Annotated in this window: 23 protein-coding genes and 2 tRNA genes; 17 read left to right on the top strand and 8 right to left on the bottom strand. The window is 71.2% G+C overall.

Annotated elements, in window-relative coordinates:
- Positions 1 to 110: 110 nt before the first annotated feature.
- A complete protein-coding gene (gene nudC / locus ACZ4SW_RS25105) occupies positions 111 to 1,052 on the top strand; it encodes an NAD(+) diphosphatase (RefSeq protein WP_468249920.1) in 942 nt (313 codons plus the stop codon).
- Positions 1,053 to 1,056: 4 nt separating this feature from the next.
- Positions 1,057 to 1,680 carry a class I SAM-dependent methyltransferase gene (locus ACZ4SW_RS25100; protein ID WP_468249917.1) on the top strand — a complete coding sequence of 208 codons (624 nt, stop codon included), beginning with the start codon at positions 1,057 to 1,059 and terminating at the stop codon, positions 1,678 to 1,680.
- Positions 1,681 to 1,725: 45 nt separating this feature from the next.
- Here ACZ4SW_RS25100 and ACZ4SW_RS25095 read toward each other — a convergent pair whose 3' ends face one another.
- Complete coding sequence (locus ACZ4SW_RS25095; protein WP_468249915.1) at positions 1,726 to 1,968, bottom strand: mycoredoxin; 243 nt, start codon at positions 1,966 to 1,968, stop codon at positions 1,726 to 1,728.
- An 89-nt stretch (positions 1,969 to 2,057) separates the two neighbouring features.
- On the opposite strand from ACZ4SW_RS25095, the gene ACZ4SW_RS25090 reads away from it, so the two are divergent.
- From ACZ4SW_RS25090 to ACZ4SW_RS25075, 4 genes are all read left to right on the top strand, one after another.
- Entirely contained in the window at positions 2,058 to 4,379 is a 2,322-nt protein-coding gene (locus ACZ4SW_RS25090) for an ATP-dependent DNA helicase UvrD2 (protein WP_468249911.1), read from the top strand.
- A 165-nt stretch (positions 4,380 to 4,544) separates the two neighbouring features.
- The gene (locus tag ACZ4SW_RS25085) at positions 4,545 to 4,865 is read left to right on the top strand and encodes a hypothetical protein (protein WP_468249908.1); all 321 of its coding nucleotides are present in this window, start codon (positions 4,545 to 4,547) and stop codon (positions 4,863 to 4,865) included.
- A gap of 174 nt (positions 4,866 to 5,039) precedes the next feature.
- Entirely contained in the window at positions 5,040 to 5,408 is a 369-nt protein-coding gene (locus tag ACZ4SW_RS25080) for a WhiB family transcriptional regulator (protein ID WP_019072119.1), read from the top strand.
- A complete protein-coding gene (locus ACZ4SW_RS25075) occupies positions 5,405 to 5,728 on the top strand; it encodes a hypothetical protein (RefSeq protein WP_468249904.1) in 324 nt (107 codons plus the stop codon). Before ACZ4SW_RS25080 ends, ACZ4SW_RS25075 begins: the two co-directional genes overlap by 4 nt.
- A gap of 134 nt (positions 5,729 to 5,862) precedes the next feature.
- Here the strand turns inward: ACZ4SW_RS25075 and ACZ4SW_RS25070 are convergent, their stop codons facing one another.
- Positions 5,863 to 7,236 (bottom strand): ABC1 kinase family protein, encoded by a 1,374-nt coding sequence (locus ACZ4SW_RS25070; protein WP_468249901.1) that lies wholly within the window; start codon positions 7,234 to 7,236, stop codon positions 5,863 to 5,865.
- Positions 7,229 to 8,452 carry a ThiF family adenylyltransferase gene (locus ACZ4SW_RS25065; protein ID WP_468249898.1) on the bottom strand — a complete coding sequence of 408 codons (1,224 nt, stop codon included), beginning with the start codon at positions 8,450 to 8,452 and terminating at the stop codon, positions 7,229 to 7,231. Before ACZ4SW_RS25065 ends, ACZ4SW_RS25070 begins: the two co-directional genes overlap by 8 nt.
- Positions 8,453 to 8,674: 222 nt before the next feature.
- On the opposite strand from ACZ4SW_RS25065, the gene ACZ4SW_RS25060 reads away from it, so the two are divergent.
- The 4 genes from ACZ4SW_RS25060 (at position 8,675) to ACZ4SW_RS25045 (ending at position 12,623) form a co-directional block, all read left to right on the top strand.
- Positions 8,675 to 9,271 (top strand): M48 metallopeptidase family protein, encoded by a 597-nt coding sequence (locus ACZ4SW_RS25060; protein ID WP_468249895.1) that lies wholly within the window; start codon positions 8,675 to 8,677, stop codon positions 9,269 to 9,271.
- Positions 9,272 to 9,485: 214 nt separating this feature from the next.
- Positions 9,486 to 11,159, top strand: coding sequence for a TerD family protein (locus ACZ4SW_RS25055; RefSeq protein ID WP_468249891.1), 1,674 nt, complete (start codon positions 9,486 to 9,488; stop codon positions 11,157 to 11,159).
- 11 nt (positions 11,160 to 11,170) lie between these two features.
- The gene (locus ACZ4SW_RS25050; protein WP_468249887.1) at positions 11,171 to 11,851 is read left to right on the top strand and encodes an AIM24 family protein; all 681 of its coding nucleotides are present in this window, start codon (positions 11,171 to 11,173) and stop codon (positions 11,849 to 11,851) included.
- Positions 11,852 to 11,867: 16 nt separating this feature from the next.
- On the top strand, positions 11,868 to 12,623 hold the full coding sequence (locus tag ACZ4SW_RS25045) for an AIM24 family protein (protein ID WP_468249884.1): 756 nt from the start codon (positions 11,868 to 11,870) through the stop codon (positions 12,621 to 12,623).
- 44 nt (positions 12,624 to 12,667) lie between these two features.
- Here ACZ4SW_RS25045 and ACZ4SW_RS25040 read toward each other — a convergent pair whose 3' ends face one another.
- Together ACZ4SW_RS25040 and ACZ4SW_RS25035 are read right to left on the bottom strand one after the other, a co-directional pair.
- On the bottom strand, positions 12,668 to 13,189 hold the full coding sequence (locus ACZ4SW_RS25040; protein WP_468249882.1) for an NUDIX hydrolase: 522 nt from the start codon (positions 13,187 to 13,189) through the stop codon (positions 12,668 to 12,670).
- Positions 13,186 to 14,619, bottom strand: coding sequence for a zinc-dependent metalloprotease (locus tag ACZ4SW_RS25035; protein WP_468249879.1), 1,434 nt, complete (start codon positions 14,617 to 14,619; stop codon positions 13,186 to 13,188). The genes ACZ4SW_RS25040 and ACZ4SW_RS25035 overlap by 4 nt, the downstream gene beginning before the upstream one ends.
- A gap of 191 nt (positions 14,620 to 14,810) precedes the next feature.
- Here ACZ4SW_RS25035 and ACZ4SW_RS25030 point away from each other — a divergent pair, with 191 nt between their 5' ends.
- The 3 genes from ACZ4SW_RS25030 to ACZ4SW_RS25020 all read left to right on the top strand — a co-directional run bounded on the left by ACZ4SW_RS25030 (position 14,811) and on the right by ACZ4SW_RS25020 (position 18,113).
- On the top strand, positions 14,811 to 15,974 hold the full coding sequence (locus ACZ4SW_RS25030; RefSeq protein ID WP_468249875.1) for an SDR family oxidoreductase: 1,164 nt from the start codon (positions 14,811 to 14,813) through the stop codon (positions 15,972 to 15,974).
- A 70-nt stretch (positions 15,975 to 16,044) separates the two neighbouring features.
- Positions 16,045 to 16,503 carry a molybdenum cofactor biosynthesis protein MoaE gene (locus ACZ4SW_RS25025; RefSeq protein ID WP_468249872.1) on the top strand — a complete coding sequence of 153 codons (459 nt, stop codon included), beginning with the start codon at positions 16,045 to 16,047 and terminating at the stop codon, positions 16,501 to 16,503.
- Positions 16,504 to 17,015: 512 nt separating this feature from the next.
- Entirely contained in the window at positions 17,016 to 18,113 is a 1,098-nt protein-coding gene (locus tag ACZ4SW_RS25020; RefSeq protein ID WP_468249868.1) for a YlbL family protein, read from the top strand.
- A gap of 171 nt (positions 18,114 to 18,284) precedes the next feature.
- Here the strand turns inward: ACZ4SW_RS25020 and ACZ4SW_RS25015 are convergent, their stop codons facing one another.
- Entirely contained in the window at positions 18,285 to 18,827 is a 543-nt protein-coding gene (locus ACZ4SW_RS25015; protein ID WP_468249864.1) for a PPA1309 family protein, read from the bottom strand.
- Between the two features lie 173 nt (positions 18,828 to 19,000).
- On the opposite strand from ACZ4SW_RS25015, the gene ACZ4SW_RS25010 reads away from it, so the two are divergent.
- The 4 genes from ACZ4SW_RS25010 (at position 19,001) to ACZ4SW_RS24995 (ending at position 24,484) form a co-directional block, all read left to right on the top strand.
- Positions 19,001 to 22,006, top strand: coding sequence for a UPF0182 family membrane protein (locus ACZ4SW_RS25010; RefSeq protein WP_468250251.1), 3,006 nt, complete (start codon positions 19,001 to 19,003; stop codon positions 22,004 to 22,006).
- 43 nt (positions 22,007 to 22,049) lie between these two features.
- Positions 22,050 to 22,123: transfer RNA gene (locus ACZ4SW_RS25005), tRNA-Met, on the top strand.
- 228 nt (positions 22,124 to 22,351) lie between these two features.
- The gene (locus ACZ4SW_RS25000) at positions 22,352 to 24,325 is read left to right on the top strand and encodes a tetratricopeptide repeat protein (RefSeq protein WP_468249861.1); all 1,974 of its coding nucleotides are present in this window, start codon (positions 22,352 to 22,354) and stop codon (positions 24,323 to 24,325) included.
- An 85-nt stretch (positions 24,326 to 24,410) separates the two neighbouring features.
- Positions 24,411 to 24,484: transfer RNA gene (locus tag ACZ4SW_RS24995), tRNA-Met, on the top strand.
- Positions 24,485 to 24,589: 105 nt separating this feature from the next.
- Here ACZ4SW_RS24995 and ACZ4SW_RS24990 read toward each other — a convergent pair.
- Positions 24,590 to 25,006 carry a Fur family transcriptional regulator gene (locus ACZ4SW_RS24990; RefSeq protein ID WP_468249857.1) on the bottom strand — a complete coding sequence of 139 codons (417 nt, stop codon included), beginning with the start codon at positions 25,004 to 25,006 and terminating at the stop codon, positions 24,590 to 24,592.
- A 256-nt stretch (positions 25,007 to 25,262) separates the two neighbouring features.
- Entirely contained in the window at positions 25,263 to 25,658 is a 396-nt protein-coding gene (locus tag ACZ4SW_RS24985) for a CBS domain-containing protein (RefSeq protein WP_468249854.1), read from the bottom strand.
- Between the last annotated feature and the right edge of the window lie 54 nt (positions 25,659 to 25,712).

The raw sequence follows: 25,712 nt of genomic DNA, 5'->3' as shown, positions 1-25,712 counted from the left end.
AGGGGCCGCCCCGCCCGCCTCGGCCCCGCCCGACCCGGCCCCCGCACCACCCACGCCTCGCTGAACCGCCCGCCGAAACCACCGTTGCACCGGGGGAGTTGGAAGCACTCGTGACCACCTGGACCGACCACACCGCCGACCGGCCCATCTCGCTCACCGCGCCCAGCGGCATCGACCGGGCCGCCCACCACCGGCTCGACGAGGCATGGCTCGCCGCGGCATGGAGCCACCCCTCGACGCGTTGCTTCGTGGTCTCCGGCGGCCAGGTCCTCATCGACGAGACGTCCGACGGCCGGACCGAACTCGTCATGACCCCCTCCTTCGAGGCACCCCTCACGGAGGCCCACCGCTACTTCCTGGGCACCGACGCGGACGGCGTCAGCTACTTCGCCCTCCAGAAGGACGCACTACCCGGCCGTATGGACCAGTCGGCGCGCCCGGCCGGCCTGCGCGAGGCCGGACTGCTGCTGTCGCCACGCGACGCGGGACTGATGGTGCACGCGGTCGCCCTGGAGAACTGGCAGCGCCTGCACCGCTTCTGCTCGCGCTGCGGCGAGCGCACGGTCATCGCGGCCGCCGGTCACATTCGCCGCTGCCCCGCGTGCGGTGCCGAGCACTACCCGCGCACCGACCCGGCTGTGATCATGGCGGTCACGGACGACGACGACCGCATCCTGCTCGGCCGCCAGGTGCACTGGCCCGAGGGCCGCTTCTCGACCCTCGCCGGATTCGTCGAGCCGGGGGAGGCCATCGAGCAGTCGGTGCGCCGCGAGGTCTTCGAAGAGGTCGGCATCACCATCGGCGAGGTCCGGTACATCGCCAGTCAGCCCTGGCCCTTCCCGTCCAGCCTGATGCTCGGCTTCCTCGCCCACGCCACGAGCACCGACATCGAGGTCGACGGGGACGAGATCCACGAGGCCCGCTGGTTCTCCCGCGAGGAACTGGGTGCCGCGTTCGAGACCGGAGAGGTCCTGCCGCCGTACGGCATCTCCATCGCCGCCCGCCTGATCGAGCTCTGGTACGGCAAGCCCCTGCCGACCCGGAGCGTCTGACCCGGTGCCGACGCGCACCGGCGACCCGTACTGGAACCACAACGTCCACTACCACCCCGCTGTCCTCGCCGCCGTCCCCGATGGCTGCGGCACGGCTCTGGACGTCGGCTGCGGCGACGGCCTGCTCGCCCGGAAGCTCGCGTCCAGGGCGGGAACCGTCACGGCGGTGGACCGCTCGCCGGACATGATCCGGCTGGCGCGTCGGGACGTGCCCCCCAACGTCACGTTCCGCGAAGCGGACTACCTGGACGACGACTCGCTGCCGGAAGGCGGGTACGAGTTCGTCAGTGCGGTCGCCGTCGTCCACCACACGGCCTTCGACGAGGCGGTGGCGCGTCTGGTGCGGCTCACGGCACCCGGCGGCCGACTGGTGATCGTCGGGCTGGCGGCCAACCGGACGTCCCTGGACTGGATGATCAGCGGCTGCGGCGTGCCGGCGAGCCGGCTTCACGCGCTGCTGCGGGGAGGCAAGCGCGACCCGCTCGGCATGCCGGTCCAGGACTCGACCATGCACTGGGGCGAGGTCAGCAGGGCCGCCCGGCACCTGCTGCCCGGCTGCCGGTTCCGGCGCCGGCTCCTGTGGCGGTACACGCTGATCTGGGACAAACCACAGCAGGGCGGTCCCTGAAGCCTTTCAGGGACCGCCCTCCGCACAGGTGAGACGCTGCGGCCGCTACGCGCCGATCTTCTGCTTGACCTGCGCCAGCGACGGGTTCGTCAGCGTCGTGCCGTCCGCGAACAGCACGGTCGGAACCGTCTGGTTTCCGCCATTCGCCTTCTCCACGAAGGCGGCCGACTCCGGGTCCTGCTCGATGTTGATCTCGTTGTACGCGATGCCCTCACGGTCCAGCTGGCTCTTGAGCCGGCGGCAGTAGCCACACCACGAGGTGCTGTACATCGTCACAGTGCCCGACATGTCGGTCGCGCTCCTTTACGGCTAGGGTGCGTGGTCGCTGAGACGGCAACGTTCGTGAAGGTTCCACCATTCCCCGCCCCCGCACCGACGTGACGCCCGCCGCATTAGTACGACCGCAACCGTCCCCCTGTGGACAACCGCCGCACCCGGCTCCGGCGACCTGGCAGCATGGCGGGGTGACAGCAGCAAGGCATTCCACCCTCTTCTCCCGGGATCCCGGCGGTTCCCCGTACTCGGCTCCGCCGAGCGGGGCCGACGCCGTGCTCGAAGGGCTCGACCCCGAGCAGCGCGAGGTGGCGACCGCCCTGCACGGCCCGGTGTGCGTGCTGGCCGGTGCCGGCACCGGCAAGACGCGGGCCATCACCCACCGCATCGCCTACGGAGTCCTGGCCGGCATCCTGCAGCCCTCCAGCGTGCTCGCCGTCACGTTCACCAACCGTGCCGCGGGCGAGATGCGCGGGCGCCTCCGCCAGCTCGGCGCCACCGGCGTCCAGGCCCGCACCTTCCACTCCGCCGCCCTGCGCCAGCTCCAGTACTTCTGGCCGAAAGCGATCGGCGGCAGCCTCCCGAAGATCGTCGACCGCAAGGTCCAGATCGTCGCCGACGCGGCCGCCGCCTGCCGCATCCGCCTCGACCGCAACGAGTTGCGGGACGTCACCGCCGAAATCGAATGGTCCAAGGTCACCCAGACCGTCCCCGCCGACTACGCCGCCGCGGCCGCCAAGACGGGCCGCGAAGCGCCCCGCGACCCCGCCGAGATCGCCCAGCTCTACGCCGCCTATGAGGACCTCAAGCGGGAGCGCGGCGTGATCGACTTCGAGGACGTCCTCCTGCTGACCGTCGGCATCCTCCAGGACCGGCACGACATCGCGGAGGAGGTCCGTGCCCAGTACCAGCACTTCGTCGTCGACGAGTACCAGGACGTCAGCCCCCTGCAGCAGCGCCTGCTGGAGCTGTGGCTCGGCGACCGGGACAACCTGTGCGTGGTCGGCGACGCCAGCCAGACCATCTACTCCTTCACCGGCGCCACCCCCGACCACCTGCTCGACTTCCGCGTCCGCCACCCGGGAGCCACGGTGGTCAAGCTGGTCCGGGACTACCGGTCGACCCCGCAGGTGGTCCACCTCGCCAACGGTCTGCTCGCCCAGGCCCGGGGCCGCGCCGCCGAACACCGCCTCGAACTGGTCTCGCAGCGCGACCCCGGCCCCGAACCCGTCTTCACCGAGTACGCCGACGAGCCCGCCGAGGCCGAGGGCGCCGCTCGCCGCATCCGCGACCTGCTCGCCGACGGTGTGCCCGCGTCCGAGATCGCCATCCTGTTCCGCACCAACTCCCAGTCAGAGATCTACGAACAGGCCCTCGCGGACGTCGGCGTGCCCTATCAGCTCCGTGGCGCCGAACGGTTCTTCGACCGTCCCGAGGTGCGCAAGGCAGGCATCGCCCTGCGCGGCGCCGCCCGCTTCGGCGCGAACGACTCCCTCCTCGACGACGCCGTCGACCTGCCCTCGCAGGTGCGTGCCGTCCTTGCGGGCGAAGGGTGGACGCCCGTGCCGCCCGCGGGCTCCGGAGCCGTCAGGGAGCGGTGGGAGTCGCTGGCCGCGCTCGTGAACCTGAGCCAGGACTTCGCCGCCGCCAAACCCGACGCCACCCTCGCCGACCTCGTGGCGGAGCTCGACGAGCGGGCGAACGCCCAGCACGCCCCGACCGTGCAGGGCGTCACACTCGCCTCCCTGCACTCCGCCAAGGGCCTGGAGTGGGACGCCGTCTTCCTCGTCGGGGTCGCCGAGGGGATGATGCCCATCACCTATGCCCGGACCGACGAGCAGATCGAGGAGGAGCGCCGTCTCCTTTACGTCGGCGTCACCCGCGCCAGACAGCGACTGCATGTCTCCTGGTCCCTGTCCCGCTCGCCGGGCGGCCGCCCCAATCGACGGCCGAGTCGCTTTCTGGACGGACTGCGTCCCGGCTCCTCCGCCGCCACCGGCCGTGCCGCCACCGGGGGGACCGGAGGAATCGAACGGGGCGTCAGCGCCTTCAGCGCGCCTGCGACCGCGCCCACCCCGCGCCGTACCAGCAGAACCCCGGCCCGCTGCCGGGTCTGCGGGCGCACGCTGTCCGACGCGGGGGAGATGAAGCTGATGCGCTGTGACGACTGCCCCTCCGACATGGACGAGGGTCTGTACGAACGGCTGCGTGAGTGGCGGGCCGTGCAGGCGCAGCGCAGCGGGCAGCCCGCGTTCTGCGTCTTCACCGACAGGACGCTGATCGCGATCGCTGAGACGGTGCCGTCCGATGAGCGTGAACTGGCCCGCGTCCCGGGGGTCGGAGCGCGCAAGCTCGGCCGCTACGGCGCCGATGTTCTGGCCATCTGCGCAGGTCGCGAGATCGGGGAACAGGACAACGGTGGCTGATGCCAACTCGTCGAAAAAATAGTTTGCGCATGCCCCGGCAATCCCCATAGGTTCTTAGCCACGGGGACAGTGGCCTTCTCGGAGGCCCTGATTCCGTGTTGTACTTGCATATCCGTCGGACTGGCTCACCCCAGTCCCCCGAGACGCCGAGAGGAGGCGATTGAAGTGATCAGCATCAGCACCCGCTCCACCCGCACCGCCAAACTGAACGATCGCTCGGTCGTCTCCACGTGCATGCTCGGCGCCTCCGACCTGGGCACCGGTCTGTCCGGCATTCGTGCCGTGCGTCCGGCGTCCTCCCTGTCTCTCGCGGGTCTTCCCATCCGCGAGCGCAATGAGCGACCGACCAAGGCACTGGAAGCAGTAGTGGCACAGGCCCAGGCCTATGCCTTTGCGGCGGCCGGTGCCGGATTCCGGAAGCAGACGACGCAGCACCACCTGATGTGGGCCTTCCGTGGGCCAGAACCCTGGAGTGATCCAGCCTGATAGCCGATCAGGCCGGCGCCTTCAGGGCCGCGGAACCCCACCCGGGATCCGCGGCCCTTCTGTTTTCCCCGAACGGGGACGGCAGAGCGAAGGGGCCTCGGGAAAGAAAGAACCCGGTACCAAGCCGCCACCCGGTCCGACCGGACCGGAACGACCAGACGAGGAAGACGAACCGTGCAACTCGAAGCGCACGCCCCGTCCGTACCGCCTTCAGAAACGATCCCCCCGCCCGGCCTCACGGAGGACTCCACCTTGACCCCGCTCACCGCGCTGACCGCGCTCGACGACGCCATCGAGAACCTCGGCGTGCCCGTCCCGTGCCGCTCGTACGACCCGGAGGTGTTCTTCGCCGAGTCGCCGGCCGACGTCGAGTACGCCAAGTCCCTCTGCCGCACCTGCCCGCTGATCGAGGCCTGCCTCGCCGGCGCCAAGGAGCGGCGTGAGCCTTGGGGCGTCTGGGGTGGCGAGCTCTTCGTCCAGGGTGTCGTCGTCGCCCGGAAGCGGCCGCGTGGCCGCCCGCGCAAGAACCCGGTCACGGCATGAACACCGCAGGAACGATCGACCGCCCCCTCACGCACGACCCCCAGAAGCAGGCCCCGATGAAGCCGTCCACGAGTGAGCCCACGGGCTCCGCGATCCGAGACGTCACCACCACCGGCGCGAACGACTCGCGTCAGAACAGGACCCGAGAGATGCAACTCATCCCAGAAGCCATGGCTCGCGCGCATATGCGCGAGCGGCTGCACGAGGCGGAGCGGGAACGTCAGGCCGCGCGCCTGGCGGTGGCCCGCCGGATGCAGCGCCGGGCCGAGCGTGCCTCGATGCGCGCCCGCCGTGCGCTCGCCATGGCCGTGATGCAGTAGCCGACCGCCGTCGGCATCAGGAGAACCCAGCGGGGGTCGGTCCGAACGGGCCGGCCCCCGCGGCGCGTTCCGGGCTTCGGGCGGAACCGGTCACCAACCGGTCACCACGGACACCCGCGGGAAGCCCGGCCCGGTCAGGCCTCCGCCGCCGCCTCCTCCTCCGGCGCTTCCTCCGGCAGGAAGCCCGGCAGCCATTCCTCCAGTTCGTCACGGAGACGTACCGTCGCCCCCAGTTGGCACAGCACGCCGATCGTGCTCAGGGTCACGCGGTGGATGAGGAGGTAGGCCGGGGGCAGGTTGAGCTGCTTGCCCAGCTGGTGGGCGGGGGAGCGAGGGTCGGCGATACGGGCCGCCTGGCTGCGCATCCAGCCACGGGTGAACGTGAAATCGTCCGCCCGGGCCGGTTCGATGATCGGGAGGAGATAGTCGAGGACCGCGTCGGGATCGAGCGCGATGGACTCCTTGACGAAGCCCTCCGCGCAGAGCAGTTCGTAGACCGACTGGGCGTCGCCCTCCAGGGTCATGCGCAGGGAGTGTCCGATCGGGGTGGGCAGGCCGCCCGGCAGACGGTCGACCGTGCCGAAGTCCAGGACGCCGAGGCGCCAGCCGTCCTTCCCGTCGCCGCCGCCGGGGCCGGGCAGAAGACGGAAGTTGCCCGGATGCGGGTCGGCGTGCAGCAGGCCCGTGCGGGCCGGACCGGAGAACAGGAAGCGGGCCAGCAGCTGTCCGGCGCGGTCCCGCTGCTCCTGGGTGCCATCCGCGATCACCTCCGAGAGCGGTATGCCGTCGATCCACTCGGTCACCAGGACCTGCTCGCACTGGTGCACCACGGCCGGCACCATGACGTCGGGGTCGCCTGCGAACTCCTCCGCGTGGGCCCGCTGCGCCTGCGCCTCCAGCCCGTAGTCCAACTCCTCCGACACCCGGTCGCGCAACTCCGCGATCAGGGGCTTGATGTCCATGCCCGGGATCAGGGGGCCCAGCAGACGGGCGAAACGGCTGAGTTGGTTCAGGTCGGAGAGCAGTGCGTCGCCCGCGCCCGGGTACTGGACCTTGACCGCGACCTCACGGCCGTCGTGCCACACCCCGCGGTGCACCTGCCCGATCGAGGCCGCCGCCGACGGCTTGTCCTCGAATTCCAGGAACAGGTCGTGCCAGTCCTCGCCGAGGCGCTCCTTGAGGACCCCGTGCACGGTGCGGGTCGGCATCGGCGGGGCCGCCTCCTGAAGCTTGGTCAGGGCGGCGCGGTAGGGGCCGGCGACCTCCTCGGGGAGCGCCGACTCGAAGACGGACAGCGCCTGCCCGAACTTCATCGCGCCGCCCTTGAGCTCGCCGAGCACCTTGAAGAGTTGCTCGGCGGTGCGCTGTTGGAGTTCGCGGCCGACCATCTCCGCGGACTCGCCGACGATTCTCTTGCCGAGTCCCCAGGTCGCCCGCCCGGCGAAGCCGAGCGGGAGCGCGGCGAGCTTGGCGGTCCGGGTGACCGCCTTCCGGGGAAGATCAGACATGCGCCCTCCAAGTCCCAGACAGCCGTGCCGCGTGTGCCTTGCGGGAGAGGTTCCTCGACGGCCGGTGCTCCGCCATTGTCTCGCGCGGCTCCTCGTCCTTTGAGGTGTGTCCCTCCTTACCTTTCTCCGCCGCGCCGCACCCGCATGCGGAATGCGCCCATACCGGCCGCGCGTGCCAGTCGAGCCGGGGCACGGATGCCTCCCAGCGCGCGCCCGCGCTGGCGGGCTGGAAACCGTCCAGGAAGGCGAGCGCGTGCCCGGCGGCGACCCCCGCGACGGCGGTCGCCAGTGCCAGGTCGCACGCCTGGACCTGGCGCGGGCGTCCCGAACGCCACTGGGCGACCAGACGGGGCCAGGTCTCGTCCCGGTCGGCGCGCCCCCGGTCGAGGCAGCCGGCACAGCTTGTCTCGCCCGGCAGGACGAACGGGCCGACGATTCCCGTGCCTTCCGCGACACCGGCGTACAAATGGGGCGTGCCCGAGGCGATCAGCGGTTCCGCGGTGAACGGGTCGGGGGCGTGCACGTCGACGCCGTCACGCGGGGCGAGGATCACCAGGGAGAAGCCGGAGTCCGGGGCGTCGTCGAGGGAACGGCGCGAGGCGCGCTCCCGGCGCGGGAGCCGGTCCGGGGCGGCCGCGCGGACCGCGCGGCGGGCCGCCTCCTGCCTGCGCTCGCCGATCGCGTCCGCAGGCAGGCCACCCGGGGCCACGTCCCACGGCTCGACGCAGCCCGTGTCGCGGACGTCGACCTCGCCGACGCCGGCGCCCGCGAGGAGCGAGGCGAGGACGACGCCCACCCGCCCCGCGCCGCGGACCTGGACGCGGAGGGAGCGGCGGGCGGCCAGACGCCGGGCTGCCTCACCGGGTGAGGGCTGAACCAGGGACAGGGACGCCAGATCGGCGCGGAGGCGGTCGAGGACGGTGGCCTTGGCGCGGAGGGCGTCGGCCTGCGGGCCACCGCCGGTGGCGTCGTCGAGCAGGCCCGCACCCGACAGGTTGCCCACCAGCGCGTCGACATGGCCGTCCGGCAGGCCCATGCGACGGGCCTCCTCGCGCAACAGCGGCAGCCCGCGGGTGCCGTCGAGCAGGGTGAGGAAACTGCCCGTGGCAGTGTCCACCGGGCCCAGCACCATCGCGTGCGCGGGTGCCATCCCGAACTGCACGGTGTTCAGATCGCGCCAGCCGCGCCGCAGCGCGGGCTTCACCATCGGATGCATGACCGGCCCCCGTAGTCCGTAATGCTTCAGTACGTCACGATGTGGCGGCGGATGTGGTGGTCCGCCGACGCATGCCAGCATGCCCGGACCCGGCCGAGCCGTGCCGAGGGTTGTCCACAGGCGGAGGTGTTCGTCATATGAATCAGGTGCCCGGGGTGGGGATGAGTACGGAACCCTGCTGGAGGCGGGACTTCCCGCGTGTGCAGCGGGTAACGTCGGGGCGTGCCCGCCGACCCACCGCACCGTGCCGGAAAGCCACAGCGCAGCACGACGAGCCAGCCGCCGAGCGGCTCGGGGACGAGCGCGATCGAGGTTCGCAGAAGCGCGCGACGCCGCAGGACGGTGTCCGCGTACCGCGAGGGTGATCGCACCGTCGTGCTCATCCCCGCCCGGATGTCCGCGGCGGAGGAGCAGCGCTGGGTGACCGTCATGCTCGACAAGCTGGCCGCCCAGGAGAGCCGGCGGGTGATCGGCGACACCGGTCTGGCCGAGCGTGCCGAGCGGCTGTCGCTCCAGTACCTGGACGGCCGGGCGCGGCCCGCCTCGGTCCGCTGGGTGACCAACCAGAACACGCGCTGGGGCTCGTGCACCCCGGCCGAGGGCAGCATCCGGCTGTCGCACCGGCTGCAGGGCATGCCCGAGTACGTCATCGACTACGTCCTCCTGCACGAGCTCGCGCATCTGCTCGTGCCGGGACACGGGCCGCGCTTCTGGCGGTTGCTGGAGGCGTATCCGCGCACCGAGCGCGCCCGCGGCTATCTGGAAGGGGTGGTCGCGGCCGGCCGGCTGCCGTACCGGCCGGCGCAGGACGAGGAGTAGACGCGTCCCCGCACCGTCCGCGGCGGCCCGTCCGCAGCGGTCGTACGGACCATCTCCACACCCCTGTGCACAGCCCCGAGAGCACGGAAAAGCCCCCGGGTCCGTGCGACGATGCGGTTGTGTACCGGGTCTGTACCGGCTCCCGCCGCTGCGCGTGTTTGCCGTTAGCCTGGCGCGACGCACTCACATTCGGGATGGGGGACGGTCGTTACGCATGGCCAGGGAATTCCAACGCGGCCACAAGGCCAGGATCAGTGACCTCACGGCGGGCACGGACCTGTACGTAGGGGTGCAGATCTCCGCTCCCGGACTGACCTTCGACATCAGCTGCTTCGGTCTGGACGCCGGTGAACGGCTCTCGGACGACCGGTACTTCGTCTTCTTCAACCAGCCGAAGACACCCGAGGAGGCCGTTCAGCTCCTCGGCCCGCAGGCGGGGGACACGGAGTCCTTCCGGGTCACGCTGGACAGGATCCCGCCGCACATCCACAAGCTGTCCTTCACGGCGACGATCGACGGCGCCGGACAGATGTCGCAGATCGGCCCCGGATACTTGCGTATCGTCGCGGGCGGCGAGGAAGTGGCCCGCTACCCCTTCAGCGGCTCGGAGTTCACCACCGAACGCGCCGTCATGCTGGGCGACTTCTACCTCAAGGACGTCTGGCGGTTCGCCGCGGTCGGACAGGGTTTCGACGGCGGTCTCGAGGCGCTGCTGAAGAACTTCGGCGGGGAGGTCCTCGAGGAGGAGCAGGCGCCCGCGCCGGAGCAGCCGCAGCCCGGTGCCGTCCCTGGGTTCGCGCCGCCCGCCCAGGCCTCGCCGCCGCCCGCGTTCGCCGCCCCGAGCGCACCCGCCCCGGCGCCCGCACCCCCGGCGCCCGCTCCCGCGCCGATGCCGCAACAGCCGCAGCCCGCCCCCCAGGGCTTCGCGCCGCCCCAAGGAGCCACCCCCCGCGCCCCGGCGCCCGCCCCCTCCTTGCACGCCGCGCCCACCATCGTCGCGCCCCTGAACACACCCCCCGCCGGAGCCGTGCCGCCGCCCGGCCCCGCGCCGTACGCCCAGCCGCCCGCTCCCCCCGGCCCCCCGCCCGGATACGGTCAGCAGCCGGCCTTGACCACGCCCCCCGGCTACGGCGCGCAGCCGCCGCACGGTCAGGTTCCCGGCCAGTACCCGGGCCCGCCCGGCGTCCCCTCCGCATCCGGCGTTCCCCAGGGCGCGCCGCAGGCCGGCGCCGGTGTGGCCGCCGCGTTGCAGGCCTTCAAGGAGACCCCCACCGGGCAGCGGTGGACGCAGCAGAACAAGAAGCTCGTCCGCGTGGACCTCGGCATCGGCGGCCAGCCCGTACTGGCCCGCCAGGGCAGCATGGTGCTCTACCAGGGCAGGGTCGACTTCGGTTACAAGGGAGCCGGCTTCGCCGGGCGGATCGTGGGCAACGCCACCGGCCAGGAGATGCAGCTGATGCGCTGCACGGGCCAGGGCCAGGTGTTCCTCGCGGAGAACGCCGCCGATCTGCACCCGGTCGAGCTCCAGGGGGACGCGATCTGTGTCTCCGCGGAGAACGTCCTCGCCTTCGACGAGTCCCTCCAGTACGAGGTGCGGCGCATCGAGGGGCACGGCATCCCCGGGGGCGCGCTGTTCACCATGCAGTTCCAGGGGACCGGCACGATCGTCGTCAAGACACACGGCGTGCCCGTGGTGCTGCCCGTCACCCCGACCACGTTCGTCGACTCCAACGCCGTCGTCGCCTGGTCGGCCGCCGCCCAGGTGATCGTCTCCAGCCAGGTGCGCATGCGCCGCAACGCCTACCCGGGGCACACCGGGGAGGGCGTCAACCTGCAGTTCCGGGCCGCGCCCGGCAATTTCGTCGTCGTCCAGCCGTACGAGGTCTGAGGGAGCCCGTCATGAACCAGCCGCTCGCGGGCTTCGCCCCCGCACCGGTCACCGCCCGCATGGAGAACCACGGCAGTCACATGCTGAAGGTCGCCATGCAGACCGGAAACGACCTCCTCGCGCGCGTGGGCTCGATGGTCGCCTACGAAGGGTTCATCCAGTACGAGCCCAACCCGCCCGCCGTGCGCCAGATCGCCCGGGACTGGATCACCGGTGAGGGCGCGCCCCTGATGAAGTGCTCCGGCGACGGCCTGCTCTACCTCGCCGACTACGGCGCGAACGTCGTCGTCATCAACCTGGCCGGGGACGCGATCTCCGTCAACGCCTCCAACCTGCTCGCCTTCGACGCGCACCTCCAGTGGGGTGTCGAACGCGTCAAGGGGCTCGCGAAATTCGCCGGGCAGGGCCTGTGGAACACGAAGATCTCCGGTCAGGGCTGGGTGGCCCTCACCTCCCGCGGAACACCCATCGTGGTCGACTGCGGTGGAGGCGAGGACGAGACGTACGTCGACCCCGACGCGCTCGTCGCCTGGTCGCCGAACCTCAAGGTGAAGGGCAAGCGCAGCTTCAAGGCGCAGTCGCTCATCGGGCGCGGCAGCGGCGAGGCCTACCAGATGGCGTTCTCCGGGCAGGGCATCGTCGTCGTCCAGCCCAGCGAGGACAGCACCGACCGCCTCCGGATCCGGGGCTGAGGGGGAACCGCACACCATGCAGAGCTCGCTTTTCGCCTACAACGAGCAGCAGACCCAGGAGCGCTACAGCCTGCAGAACGCGCAGATGCTGCGCGTCCTGTTGGAAGGCCATGACGACGTCCTGGCACGCAAGGGGACCATGGTCGCCTACCAGGGGCTCATCGAGTTCGACGCCGAGTACCAGAGCGGCGGTCAGCGTCGCGCGCGTGCCCACACCGGCGAGGGCCTGGACCTGATGCGCTGTCACGGGCAGGGCACCGTCTACCTCGCCAACCTCGCCCAGCACGTGCACATCATGGACGTCGAGCAGGACGGGCTGACGGTCGACAGCAGCTACGTCCTGGCGATGGACTCCTCGCTGCACCACGAGGTGATCGCCGTCGACAGCCTGTACGGGATCTCCGGGTCCGGCAAGTACCAGCTCAACATCACCGGCCGCGGCAAGGTCGCGCTGATGACGTCGGGCGCGCCGCTGCTGATGCAGGTCACGCCGGACAAGTACGTCAACTGCGACGCCGACGCGATCGTCGCCTGGTCCACCGGCCTGAGGGTGCAGATGCAGGCCCAGACGCACTCCTCGGGGGTGTGGCGGCGCCGCGGCAGCACCGGAGAGGGCTGGGAGCTCAGCTTCATGGGCAACGGCTTCGCGCTGGTGCAGCCCAGCGAGCTGCTGCCGCCGCAGAACGCGCAGATCGGCCAGGGGCTCGCCGCGCAGTTCGGCATGGGGCAGCACGGCGCACGGGGGCAGAACCAGGGCAACGTCTGGAGCTGAGCGCGGGTGAGGGGTGACCGCCCTTGGGGTCACCCCTCACACCGTCACAGCCTCGCGCGCGTCGCCTCCAGCAGGCGCACGACCGATGCGTCCGCCACGTCCGCCACCTCGTCGTAGGCGAACCAGCGCACGTCCAGGGACTCGTCGCTGATCGCGTGCTCCGCGTCCGGTGGCGCCAGCACGGCGTACTGGACGTCGAAGTGCCAGTGGCACGGTGCCGGGATCGGGTGCCGGTCGAGTCTCACCGGCCCGCCCGGCAGCAGCGTCAGACCGGCGATGCCGGACTCCTCGGTGGCCTCCCGCAGGGCCGCCGCCGCCAGTGTGGCGTCCCCCGGCTCGCAGTGGCCGCCCATCTGCAGCCACATCCTGAGCTTCCTGTGGAGGGTCAGCAGCACCTGGCCGCGCTCGGGGTCGATCACCAGTGCGCTCGCGGTGATGTGTCCGTGCCCGCAGGACTTCCACAGACCGTCCGGGTGCTCCGCCAGGTGGTCCAGATACGCCTGGCGCAGCTCTTCCTGGTCCTCGTACGACTTGAGCACGAGGACCGCGTCGTCGTGGAGGCTCACTCGGCGTCGTCGCCCCCGGCCTCGCCGTCGTCCTTCTTCTTCAGGTCCGGCTTCCGGCCGGAGCCGTCCGCCGCCTCCCCGAGCATCTTGTCCAGCTCGGAGAAGTCGAGCTGCTCGCGGTGCACGAAGCCGTCCGGGTCGTCCAGGTCGGAGGCCGTCGGCAGCATGTCCGGGTGGGCCCACAGGCCGTCCCGGCCGTCCACACCGCGCGCGTCCGTCAGCGACGCCCACAGGCGTGAGGCGTCCCGCAGCCGGCGCGGGCGCAGCTCCAGGCCGATCAGCGTGGCGAACGTCTGCTCGGCCGGACCGCCGGAGGCGCGACGGCGGCGCAGCGTCTCGCGCAGTGCGTCAGCGGAGGCCAGGCGCGGCTTCGCGGCCGCGTGCACCACCGCGTCCACCCAGCCCTCGACGAGCGCCAGCGCGGTCTCCAGACGGGCCAGGGCCGCCTTCTGCTCCGGCGTGTCCTCCGGCTGGAACATGCCCTGCTGGAGCGCCTGCTGCAGCTCCTCCGGGTTCTGCGGGTCGAACTGGCCGACCACGTCCTCCAGCTTCGCCGTGTCGACCTTGATGCCGCGGGCGTAGCCCTCGACCGCGCCGAACAGGTGCGAGCGCAGCCACGGCACGTGCGCGAACAGGCGCTGGTGGGCGGCCTCGCGCAGCGCGAGGTACAGCCGCACCTCCTCCTTGGGCACGCCCAGGTCCTTGCCGAACACCTCGATGTTCAGCGGCAGCAGCGCGGCCTTGCCGGCCGGGCCGAGCGGCAGACCGATGTCGGTCGAGCCGACGACCTCGCCGGCGAGCACGCCGACGGCCTGCCCGATCTGCGTGCCGAACATGGCGCCGCCCATGGAGCGCATCATGCCGATCAGCGGGCCCGCCATGGCCTGCATCTCCTCCGGCAGGACGTCGCCCATCGCCGCGCCGACGCGCTCGGCGACCGGGTCGACGAGTTCCTTCCACACCGGAAGGGTCGCCTCGACCCACTCCGCGCGGCTCCAGGCCACAGCGGAGCCCGAGCCGGACGGCAGCGACGTGACGTCGTCCAGCCACAGGTCGGCAAGGCGGACGGCCTCCTGGACCGCGGAGTGCTCGCCGGGGCTCACGCTCTGGTCCTTGGTGCCGTCCGAGGTGCCCTGGGAGACCGTCTGGCGGGCGATCTGCTTGGCCATGTCCCAGTTCACCGGGCCGCCCTCGTACGAGAGCATCTGGCCCAGTTGCTGGAAGGCGGCGCCCAGGTCGGTGGGGTTCAGGGAACCGAACATCGCGGCGAGCGGGTTGTCGGCGCCGGCGCCCCCGGCTCCGGGCAGCCCGAAACCGAACGGGTTGGCCGGTCCCTGACCACCGCCGCTCTCCTGGTCCTTCTTCTTGCCCTCGTCGCCGTTCTCCGGCTCCTCCGGCGGAAGGCCGAATCCGAATGGGGTGTCACTCACGGGATTCCTCGGCTGGTAAGGCCACCGGTTCCTTCCGGCGGCTGGCTGCCCGACAACACCACCCAGCGTAGACACCTCGCCCCGTTCGAGCCTGGGTGCTTCGCCGACTGCTGGCCTGCGGCAGGATGGATGCCACCTGGTACGCACGCGTGCTTTGCGTCCGTACGGAAGACAACCGCTGGAGACGCCCGGTGAGTTCCCCAGATCCGCAGGTTCGCGCAGCGCGAAACCAATCAGCCCAGCCGTCGCCCGACCACCGCCCCTCGGACACGGAGCTTCGCACCGGCGAGTCCCCTGCCACCCGCGGGCCCGTCGTCGCGGTCACCGGCGCCGCGTCCGGCGTCGGTGCGCTCCTCACCGAGCGGCTCGCCGCGTCCGACGGGATCAGGCAGGTCGTCGCCATCGACGAGCGGCGCGGGGAGTGCGCGGCGGCGCTGTGGCACGTCCTGGACGTGCGGGACCCGGCGATCGCGGACAAACTGCGGGGCGCCGACGTGGTGGTGCACCTGGCGCTCGACCTGGACCTGGAGACCGACCCGGCGGCGCGCACGGCGTACAACGTGCGCGGGACGCAGACCGTGCTGACCGCGGCCGCGGCGGCCGGGGTGCACCGGGTGGTGCTGTGCACGTCCGCGATGGTCTACGGGGCGCTGCCGGACAACGAGCTGCCGTTGTCGGAGGACGCCGAACTGCGGGCGACGGCGGAGGCGACCGGGGTCGGGGACCTGCTGGAGATCGAGCGGCTCGCGCGGCGGGCGCCGCGGGCGCACCCGGGGCTCAACGTCACCGTGGTGCGCCCGGCTGTCCTGGTGGGCGGCACCGATACGGCGCTGACCAGGTATTTCGAGTCGCCTCGACTGTTGGTGGTGGCGGGGTCGAGGCCGGCGTGGCAGTTCTGCCATGTCGAGGATCTGTGCAGCGCTCTGGAGTACGCCGTCCTGGAGAAGGTGGACGGGGAACTGGCCGTCGGGTGCGAGGGCTGGCTGGAGCAGGAGGAGGTCGAGGAGCTGAGCGGGATCCGGCGGATGGAGCTGCCGTCCGCGGTCGCGCTGGGCGCGGCGGCGCGGCTGCACCGGATCGGGCTGACGCCGTCGCCCGCGGGGGACCTCGCGTACACGATGTACCCCTGGGTCGTGAGCGGCAGCCGGCTGTACGACGCGGGATGGCGGCCGAAGTGGACGAACGAGGAGGTGCTGGCCGAGCTGCTGGAGGAGGTGGCCGGGCGGCACACCGTGGTGGGGCGGCGGCTGGGACGCAAGGACGCGACGGCGGCGGGGGCCGCGGGGGCGACGGTCGCTCTGCTGGGTGCGGCGGCGGTGGTGCGGCGGGCCCGGAAGGCACGGCGGCGAGGCTGAGGGGTGGCCGGGCTGCGCCGGGGCATGCCGTCTGTTCCTACTCGTGCCGGGTGTACGGCACGATGGGGGCATGGCACCCAACAGTGATCACCCCGGTGAGCAGGCGGCGGACGAGCCGATCAAGCTGCTGGCCATTCGTGACACCCCGCTCTCCCTCGACGAGGTCTTCCGGGCGGTCGGGGACGACGCCGCCGGGGGGACCGCGCTGTTCGTCGGGACCGTGCGGAACCACGACGGCGGGGCGGACGTCGACAGGCTCGGCTACTCGTGCCATCCCACCGCCGAGGCCGAGATGCGGCGCGTCGCCGAGAAGGTCGTCGCCGAGTACCCCGTGCGGGCGCTCGCGGCGGTGCACCGCGTGGGGGACCTGCGCGTCGGTGATCTCGCCGTCGTCGTCGCCGTGGCGTGCCCCCACCGCGGCGAGGCGTTCGAGGCCTGTCGCAAGCTCATCGACGACCTCAAGCACGAGGTGCCGATCTGGAAGCACCAGAGGTTCTCCGACGGCACAGAAGAGTGGGTCGGCGCGTAGCGCCGTCGTTGGGGGGTGGTGGTCGGGTGACGGGTGGGCGGGTCGGCGCGTAGCGCCGTCGTTGGGGGGTGGTGGTCGGGTGACGGGTGGGCGGGTCGGCGCGTAGCGCCGTCGTCGGGGGGCGTATACCTCTCGCGGAGTTAACCAAGCTCTCACCCGGGCTCCGGTTGCGTAACCGTACCCCTCGCGTGAGCGTTGACATTGCGGATGATTAATCTGCTGATCAGTCAGTTGCGGTCGCTCGTTCGGGGTTGGGAGGTCGGCATGGCGGCGCTCGCCTGGTTGCTGATTCCGCTTATGGCTGCGATCGGTGCAGGACTGTGGGGCACTTGGGCCAGTCGGAACCGCAAGGCCGCGGGCGACGGTTCCGAGCTCGCCGGGTACGCGCGTTTCCGCGAGGCCATGGAGAGGTCCCACTCGGGCGGCTGAGCGCGCCCGGGATCCAGGGCCGCCCGTGCTCGTACGGACGGCCCTGACGGTCCGCTGACAGCACCGTCCCGTACTGTCGTTCCATGCCACGCCGCACCGCGACGATGCTCGCCTCCACCCTGATGCTGATCGCGCTCCTGTGCGCGGGAGTGTTCATCAAAGTGCCGTATTCGGAGATGTCCCCGGGGCCGACGGTGAACACCCTGGACGATCACGACGGCGAGCCGGTGCTGCAGATCTCCGGGCGCAAGACGTATCCCACGACCGGGCACCTGAACATGACCACCGTCCGGGTCACCAGCGCCGACTACAACATGAACCTGGTGGAGGCCGTCTACGGCTGGCTGGCGCACGACACCAAGGTGGTCCCGCACGAAACGCTCTACCCGGACGGCAAGACCGAGCAGCAGTCCACCCAGGAGAACGCCGAGGAGTTCAGCCAGTCCCAGGAGAGCGCCAAGGTGGCCGCGCTGAAGGAGCTGGGCATCCCCGTGAAGTCCTGGGTGATCGTCTCCAGCGTGCTCAAGGGGTCGCCCGCCGAGGGCAGGCTGCATGCGGGCGATGTCATCAAGGCCGTCGACGGCAGCGCCGTGAAGGCGCCCGAAGACGTCGCGAAGCTGGTCACCAAGCACAAGCCCGGCGAGAATGTCGTGTTCACGATCATTCCCGCGAAGGAGCAGGCCGCCGCCGAGAAGGCGCACAAGACGGCCACCGGAACCCAGAATGTGACGATCACCACGACGAGGTCCCACGACACCGGCAAGGAGCGGGCCATCGTCGGGATCTCCGCCGGGACCGATCACACGTTCCCGTTCACCATCGACATCAGGCTCGCCGACGTCGGCGGACCGAGCGCCGGCCTGATGTTCGCGCTCGGCATCTACGACAAGCTCACCCCGGGCAGCCTCACCGGCGGCAAGTTCGTCGCCGGCACCGGCACCATCGACGACGACGGCCAGGTCGGGCCGATCGGCGGCGTCGAGATGAAGACCGTCGGCGCTCGCAGCAAGGGCGCCCAGTACTTCCTGACCCCCAAGGACAACTGCTCGGCCGCCGCCAAGGACACCCCCGAGGGGCTCACTCTCGTCAAGGTCAACACCATCGGGGACGCCCTGAACGCCCTGAAGGACATCCGCACGGGCAAGACCGCCGATCTGCCCAAGTGCACCACCAAGGGCTAGGGGGCCCGCCCGCCCAGGCCTGCACGCCCTGCGTAGAGCGCACACGACGACGGCCCCTGCTCCCCACGGCGCGCGCGCCGCGCCGCACGGCGCATACGGCGATGGGGCGCCCCCCGAAAGACCGGGGGGCGCCCCATCGCCGTGGAACCGCCGCGTGCGGGCCTGGCGGTCTCAGTCCTCGAACGTCGCCGCCAGCGCCTCGGCCAGGCCCGGCACCAGGTCGGGACCCGTCAGCACCTCCGTCGGCGAGTCCTTCTCCCGCAGCCGCAGCGCCGACTCCCGCGCGCCGTCCCGCAGCACCGCCACCGTCATCCGCACCTCCTGGCGCTCCGGGTGCGCGGCGACCCAGGCGGCCAGCTTCTTCCCGCTCAGCCCCTGCGGTACCTGGGACTCCGCGGACGGCGGAAGCATCAGCCGTTCCACCGTGAGTGCACAGCCGACCACCGCATCGGGCCAGGCGATGGTGCCGAGGAACTCGTCCAGCGGCTGGTCGGCAGGGATCTCGTCCTGCTCGATCGGGGTGAGACCCGCAGCCTCGGGCTCGTCCTCCAGGCCGAGCTGGGTCGCGAGCGCGGGTTCCTCGGTGCGCAGGCGCGCGGTGTCGACCAGGGCGAAGAGGCGGGCAGGCTGGTCCCAGCCGAGGCCGGAGGCGTACTCGTCGATCTCGAGCACGGCCCGGGTGAGCGGGTTCGCTGCCATGGGGGTGTTGGGCATGGTCACAATCCTGCCTTGTTCGCCCCCCGAAGCGGGAACCGAGTAAAGCGCCAGTAAGTTGCATAGATGAGGCTCCGCGATCGTGGAGCCTCATCCATGGTCCGCGTTCACGGGGGCCTGACGGATCACTCGGATCGACAGCGAACTTCGAGGTGCGCACCTTGGCTTTCCAGATGCCGGACCGCGGCGGAGGCCCCACGGGGCCGCGGATCAGAGTGGGCCGCCCGTCCGGGCGGGCCCGGACCCTGCTCATGACGCTCGGGGTCCTCGCCGTCCTCGGTATGGCGTTCGTCATGTTCGCCGGCTTCTGGACGGACTGGCTGTGGTACCGGTCGGTGAAGTACTCGTCCGTCTTCACCACCACCCTGTGGACCAAGATCGGGCTCTTCTTCGTCTTCGGTCTGCTGATGGCGGCAGCGGTCGGCGTCAACATCTGGCTCGCGCACCGGCTGCGTCCTCCGCTGAGCGCCATGTCCATGGAGCAGCAGAGCCTGGACCGCTACCGGATGGGGATCGCGCCGTACAAGACGTGGCTGCTGCTGGGGATCACCGCGCTGGTGGGCCTGGTCGCGGGCGCGTCGGCGTCCAGCCAGTGGCGGACCTGGCTGATGTGGGTGAACGGCGTGCCGTTCCACCAGAAGGACCCCCAGTTCCACCTGGACGTCTCCTTCTACGCCTTCGACCTGCCCTGGTACCGCTTCCTGCTGGGCTTCGGCTTCGCCGCGACCGTCCTGTCGCTGATCGCCGCCGCGCTCACCCACTACCTGTACGGCGGGCTGCGGATCACCTCCCCCGGAGCGCGCGCCACGGCCGCCGCCACCGGGCACCTGTCGGTGCTGCTCGGCGTCTTCGTCGCCCTGAAGGCGGTCGCCTACTGGCTCGACCGGTACGGACTCGCGGTCAAGTCCAGCGACTTCAGGGCGACCGGCAACTGGACGGGCCTGAGGTACGTCGACGCCAACGCCTACCTGCCGGCCAAGACGATCCTGTTCTGCATCGCGGTCATCTGCGCGCTGCTGTTCTTCGCCACCCTGTGGCGGCGCACCTGGCAACTGCCCGTGATCGGCTTCGGACTGATGGTGCTCTCGGCGATCCTCATCGGCGGGCTGTACCCGGCGATCGTCCAGAAGTTCCAGGTCCAGCCGAACGAGCAGGCCAAGGAGGCGCCGTACGTCGAGAAGAACCTCAAGGCGACCCGCGAGGCCTACGGCATCGACGACGCCCAGGTCACCGAGTACGCCGGCACGAGCGACGCCAGGGACAAGAGCAAGCTGCGCGACGACGCGGACGCCACGGCGAGCATCCGCCTGCTGGACCCGAACATCGTCTCCCCGACGTTCCAGCAGCTCCAGCAGATGAGGAACTACTACGCGTTCCCGACCAACCTGGACGTCGACCGGTACACCAAGGACGGCAAGGATCAGGACACGGTCATCGGTCTGCGCGAGCTGAACCTGAACGGCGTTCCGAAGAGCAACTGGATCAACGACCACTTCCGCTACACCCACGGCTACGGCGTGGTCGCCGCGAAGGGCACCACCGCCGACGCCAACGGCCAGCCGGTCTTCACCGAGTACGACCTGCCGTCGACCGGTGACCTGGGGACGTACCAACAGCGGATCTACTACGGCGAGAAGACCACCACGTACTCGATCGTCGGCGGCCCCCAGAAGGAGATCGACTACTCCGACGACAACGGCGAGAAGACCACCAGCTACCGGGGCAAGAGCGGGGTCAGCCTCTCCAGCCCGATCAACCGGGCCGCGTACGCGGTGGCGTTCAGCGAGCCGCAGATCCTCTACTCCGGGGCCATAGGCGACGGCTCGCGGATCCTGTACAACCGCACCCCCAAGGACCGCGTCGAGGCCGTCGCACCGTGGCTGACCATCGACGGCGACGCCTACCCGGCGGTCGTCGACGGCCACATCCAGTGGATCGTCGACGCCTACACGACGTCGAACGGCTATCCGTACTCCTCCCGTACGACGCTGGGCGACACGACGGCCGACTCGCTGACCGCGGGCAACACACAGCGTGCGGTGCTGGCCCAGCAGAACCAGGTCAACTACATCCGCAACTCGGTGAAGGCGACCGTCGACGCGTACACGGGCGAGGTCAAGCTCTACCAGTGGGACACCGAGGACCCGGTCCTGAAGACCTGGATGAAGGCGTTCCCGGGCACCGTGCAGCCGCGGAGCGACATCTCGCCGTCGCTGATGTCCCATCTGCGCTACCCCCAGGACCTGTTCAAGGTGCAGCGCGAACTGCTGACCCGCTACCACGTCAAGGACGCACAGACGTTCCTGAGCGGCAGCGAGGTCTGGCAGGTGCCCGACGACCCGACGAACAAGACGGGCAACGCGGTACCGCCGTACTACCTGAGCATGAAGATGCCCGACCAGCAGGCGCAGGCGTTCTCCCTGACGACGACGTTCACACCGAACGGCCGGGACAACCTGAGCGCCTTCATGGCGGTCGACTCCGAGGCGGGCACCCCCGACTACGGCAAGATCAGAATCCTGAAACTGCCGACCAGCAAGACGGTCGACGGGCCGAAGCAGGTGCAGAGCCAGTTCAACTCCCAACAGGACATCGCCGAGTCGATCAGGCTGCTCAGAGGCGGCGACTCGGAGGTCGAGTACGGCAATCTGCTCACGGTTCCGATCGACGGCGGCCTGCTGTACGTGGAACCCGTCTACGTCCGTGGCGGCGAGCTCAAGTTGCCCCTGCTGCGCAAGGTGCTGGTGACCTACGGCGGCCACACCGCGTTCGAGGACACGCTCGACGCGGCGCTCAACAAGGTCTTCGGCGCGGAGAGTTCCGCCTCGCCGCCGGACACGGGGACCGGGAACCCGCCGACGTCCGGCAATCCGACGGTCCAACAGGCCCTCCAGGACGCCCAGAAGGCCTTCGACGCCGGTCAGGACGCCCTGAAGAAGGGCGACTGGGGAGCGTACGGGCGGGCGCAGAAAGACCTTCAGGATGCGCTGAAGCGGGCCGAGGACGCGCAGGCCAAGGCCGGGAAGCCCAGTGGCGGCGGCAAGGGCGCTGCGAGCGGCGGCAGTCCCTCTGCCTCCGCCACTCCCGGCAGCTCGCCCGGCAGTTCACCGAGCGGCGGTCCGAGCAGCTCGCCCAGCAGTTCGCCCAGCAGCTCGCCGAGCGGTTCCGGCGGGGGCTGAACCAGGGCCCCTCCCGCGTCGTGGTACGGTGAACGAACAACGGCGCGGGGTGGAGCAGCTCGGTAGCTCGCTGGGCTCATAACCCAGAGGTCGCAGGTTCAAATCCTGTCCCCGCTACTGAAGTCGAGGGCCCGGATCCTGATCGTGGATCCGGGCCCTCGACGTGTGTGCGACACGAGGGGTGTACGGCTTGACCAGGCGAATCGCCTGGAATGCGGCCGCTTGCGGGGGCAGTTGACCATTTCTGTGTTTGACTTGTCTCTCTGTGGGCATGTCGACAAAACGCTGTAGTGACCTCACTGGCTGCGGTATACGAGGTGTACCCAGGTTGCAGGTGGTGCGACGATGGACGTTATGGGGGACAAGGCAACTCTGTTCGGGACGGGCCGATTTGTGCAGCCCGCCGACCGGCTCGTGAACCGGTCGGCCGAGCAGTCCGCCGCCATGTCCGCCCACCGGCTCGCTCACCAGTCCATCGATCACTCGGCCGATCTCTCGGCGGATCCCTCTGCTGATTCCTCTGCCGACTCCTCCGCGGATCCGTCCGTCGACCAGGCCGTCGACCAGGCCGTCGAGCGGGACGAGGCCGGTGAGGCGGCCGAGGAGGCGCGGCAGCGGCTCGCCGCCGAGGCCGGCGACGTCCAGGCGATGAGCGTCCTCGGGGCCATGCTGCTGCGCCGCGGTGACCTCGACGGGGCCGAGCCCCAACTGCGCGCGGCCACCGCCGCGGGCGACCGCGCCGCCGCCAACAACCTGGGTGTCCTTCTGCACCAGCGCGGGTACGCCGAGGAGGCGGCCGGCTGGTGGCGCGTCGCCGCCGTCGCCGGGTCCGCCGCCGCCGCGCACGCGCTCGGACGGCACCACCGTGAGCGCGGCGACGAGCCGGCCGCCGAGTACTGGCTGCGTCAGGCGGCCGAGCAGGGGCACGTTCTGGGCGCGTACGCGCTCGCCGACCTGCTGGAGCACCGCGGTGACGAGAGCGCCGAGCAGTGGATGCGGGCCGCCGCGGAGCGCGGGCATCGTGAGGCCGCGTACCGGTTGGCCAGAACGCTCGACCGCAGGGCGCTGGGCGCGCAGGAGGCCGGCGCCGACAACGGTGTCGGGTCTGCCGCGCTCGAAGAGGCCGAGCAGTGGTACCGGCAGGCCGCCGCGCGCGGGCACCGGCGGGCGGCGCTGCACCTCGGGACGATCCTGGAGCGGCGGGGCGAGCTGAAGGAGGCCGGGCGCTGGTACCTGACCAGCGCCAAGGACGGCGAGGCGCGGGCCGCCTGCGCGCTCGGCTTCCTGCTGCGCGACGCGGGGGACACCGAGAGCGCCGCGGTGTGGTGGCTCAGAGCCGCGCAGGAAGGGGACGGCAACGCGGCGAACGCGCTCGGCGCGCTGCACGCGGAGCGTGGCGAGACGCAGACCGCCGAGCGCTGGTACCGGGCGGCGATGGACGCGGGGGACGTCAACGGCGCGTACAACCTGGGGCTGCTCTGCGCCGAGCAGGGGCGGACCGCGCAGGCCGAGCAGTGGTACCGGCGCGCGGCGTACGCCGGGCACCGGGAGGCGGCGAACGCGCTCGCCATCCTGCTGCTGCAGAGCGGGGACGCGACGGGGGCGGAACCGTGGTTCTCCAAGGCGGCGGAGGCGGGGAGCGTGGACGCCGCGTTCAACCTGGGGATCCTGTACGCCGGGCGGGGCGACGGCGAGACGGCCCTCGGATGGTACGAGCGGGCGGCGGCCGCCGGGCACACCGAGGCGGCGCTCCAGGTGGGGATCGCCCGGCTGCGCCAGGGGGACGAGCAGACGGCCGAGCGGCACCTGCGCTGCGCCGCGGGGGGCGGCAGCGCGGAGGCGGCGTACCGGCTGGCCACGCTCCTGGACGCGCGGCGGCCGCCGGCGCCCGCGCATGAGCTGGGGGAGCCGTCGCAGGAGAAGAGCGAGTGCGAGGAGTGGTACGAGCGGGCGGCGTCGCAGGGGCACCGCCGGGCGCAGGTACGGGTCGGGATGCTGGCCGCCGCGCGGGGTGACGTGGTGGAGGCGGCCCGCTGGTACCGGGAGGCCGCGGAGGGCGGGTCGCGCAACGGCGCGTTCAATCTGGGGCTGCTGCTGGCGCGGGAGGGCAGCGAACCGGAGGCGGCGCTGTGGTGGACGCGGGCGGCGGACGCCGGGCACGGTCGGGCGGCGTTGCGGCTTGCGCTGGTCTACGCGCGTCAGGGGGAGCTGGCGGAGGGACAGCGGTGGGCCGACCGCGCGGTGTCACTGGGACCGGCGGAGGTGGCGGAGCGGGCGGCGCGGTTGCGGGACGCCCTGCGGGAGGAGCTGTCGGCGTGAGGAGTGCCCCTCCGGCTGCCGGAGGGGCGGGTGCTGAAGCGATTTGCCTCAGGCTGTGTCGTTGACGTAATGTTGCGTTCACCGACGCGGGGTGGAGCAGCTCGGTAGCTCGCTGGGCTCATAACCCAGAGGTCGCAGGTTCAAATCCTGTCCCCGCTACTGAAAGACCGAGGCCGGAGCCCACATGGGTTCCGGCCTCGGTCTGTTGATGCGCTGATGCGCCCCCGGTGCGGAGGCGGCCCCGCCGGGCCCTGCCGGGCGCCGCTACGCCGCCGCGCAGTTCGGGCACAGTCCGCGGTACGTCACCTCTACGTCCGACACGGTGAAGCCGAAGCGCTCCGAGTCGGGGAGGTCCGTCAGCGGGTTGCCCGTCGGGTGGACGTCGCGGATCGTGCCGCAGTGGGCGCACACCAGGTGGTGGTGCGGCCGGTGCGCGTTCGGGTCGTACCGCTTGGCGCGCTTGTCCGTGGTGACCTCGAGCACCTCGCCGAGGGACACCAGCTCGCCCAGCGTGTTGTAGACGGTCGCCCGGGAGATCTCCGGCAGCTTCGCGACGGCACGCGCGTGCACCTCGTCGGCCGTCAGATGGACGTGCTCGCCGTCGAGGACCTCGGCCACCACACGCCGCTGCGCGGTCATCCGCCATCCACGTCCGCGCAGTCGTTCCAACAGGTCACTCATGCCAACCAGCCTAACAGCAACGGACCAGTTTCCGAACGGGTGTGACTTTGGATGTCTACTGGATCTGGACTTTGTCCAATATCAGACTGTGAGGCTCTCGCGCACGCCGAGGGCGACGCGGCGTCCTCGGTCGGACCGGCGCGGCTCTCGCGGCGGCTCTGGTCGCCCGCCGCGGGGCCGCCCGCTCCACCGGGTGATGAGCGCGGCGTGAGTGCGGTGCCCGCGCGGATCCCGTCCGTACAGGCACCGTCGTGCGTCAGCTCACCGATGCCGGTCGGCGGACCGGTGCCCAGCAGCGGATGATGTCGCGGACCGAGACGACGCCGACCGGTTGGTCGTCGTCCAGGACGATCAGATGGCGGAAACCGCCGTGGGCCATCGCCTGTGCTGCCTCCTCGAGGGTCCAGGACGGCGCGGCGAACACGACGTCCGTGGTGGTGTGGGCGTGGGCCCGCTCGATGTCCGGGCTCTGGCCCAGACCGACGGAGTTGAGAATGTCGCGCTCGGTGAGGATGCCGGGGCCGCCGGCGTCCGGGTCGAGGACGACGGCCGCGCCGACCCGGCGGGCGGACATCAGGGCTGCTGCCTGGCGGAGGGTGTGTGCGGGGCCGATGGTGAGGATCACCGTGCTCATGGCGTCGCGGACGAGCATGGGGCGGAGCCACCTCCTACGAATGCACTGGGGCTGTGCGTGCACTGGACCGAA

The organism is Streptomyces sp. NPDC028331, assembly GCF_055565775.1.
The sequence above is the reverse complement of the archived record's forward strand: the minus strand, read 5'-3'. Positions and strand labels throughout refer to the sequence as shown.

What these genes read in the sequence shown, in the direction of transcription:
- ACZ4SW_RS25025 (WP_468249872.1), top strand. Translation starts at nt 16,045, where the DNA reads ATGGCACCCAACAGTGATCACCCCGGTGAGCAGGCGGCGGACGAGCCG.
- ACZ4SW_RS24985 (WP_468249854.1), bottom strand. Translation starts at nt 25,658, where the DNA reads ATGCTCGTCCGCGACGCCATGAGCACGGTGATCCTCACCATCGGCCCC.
- ACZ4SW_RS25020 (WP_468249868.1), top strand. Translation starts at nt 17,016, where the DNA reads ATGCCACGCCGCACCGCGACGATGCTCGCCTCCACCCTGATGCTGATC.
- ACZ4SW_RS25070 (WP_468249901.1), bottom strand. Translation starts at nt 7,236, where the DNA reads ATGTCTGATCTTCCCCGGAAGGCGGTCACCCGGACCGCCAAGCTCGCC.
- ACZ4SW_RS25010 (WP_468250251.1), top strand. Translation starts at nt 19,001, where the DNA reads ATGCCGGACCGCGGCGGAGGCCCCACGGGGCCGCGGATCAGAGTGGGC.
- ACZ4SW_RS25055 (WP_468249891.1), top strand. Translation starts at nt 9,486, where the DNA reads ATGGCCAGGGAATTCCAACGCGGCCACAAGGCCAGGATCAGTGACCTC.
- ACZ4SW_RS25075 (WP_468249904.1), top strand. Translation starts at nt 5,405, where the DNA reads ATGAACACCGCAGGAACGATCGACCGCCCCCTCACGCACGACCCCCAG.
- ACZ4SW_RS25095 (WP_468249915.1), bottom strand. Translation starts at nt 1,968, where the DNA reads ATGTCGGGCACTGTGACGATGTACAGCACCTCGTGGTGTGGCTACTGC.
- ACZ4SW_RS24990 (WP_468249857.1), bottom strand. Translation starts at nt 25,006, where the DNA reads ATGAGTGACCTGTTGGAACGACTGCGCGGACGTGGATGGCGGATGACC.
- ACZ4SW_RS25045 (WP_468249884.1), top strand. Translation starts at nt 11,868, where the DNA reads ATGCAGAGCTCGCTTTTCGCCTACAACGAGCAGCAGACCCAGGAGCGC.
- ACZ4SW_RS25015 (WP_468249864.1), bottom strand. Translation starts at nt 18,827, where the DNA reads ATGCCCAACACCCCCATGGCAGCGAACCCGCTCACCCGGGCCGTGCTC.
- ACZ4SW_RS25000 (WP_468249861.1), top strand. Translation starts at nt 22,352, where the DNA reads ATGGACGTTATGGGGGACAAGGCAACTCTGTTCGGGACGGGCCGATTT.
- ACZ4SW_RS25050 (WP_468249887.1), top strand. Translation starts at nt 11,171, where the DNA reads ATGAACCAGCCGCTCGCGGGCTTCGCCCCCGCACCGGTCACCGCCCGC.
- ACZ4SW_RS25065 (WP_468249898.1), bottom strand. Translation starts at nt 8,452, where the DNA reads ATGCATCCGATGGTGAAGCCCGCGCTGCGGCGCGGCTGGCGCGATCTG.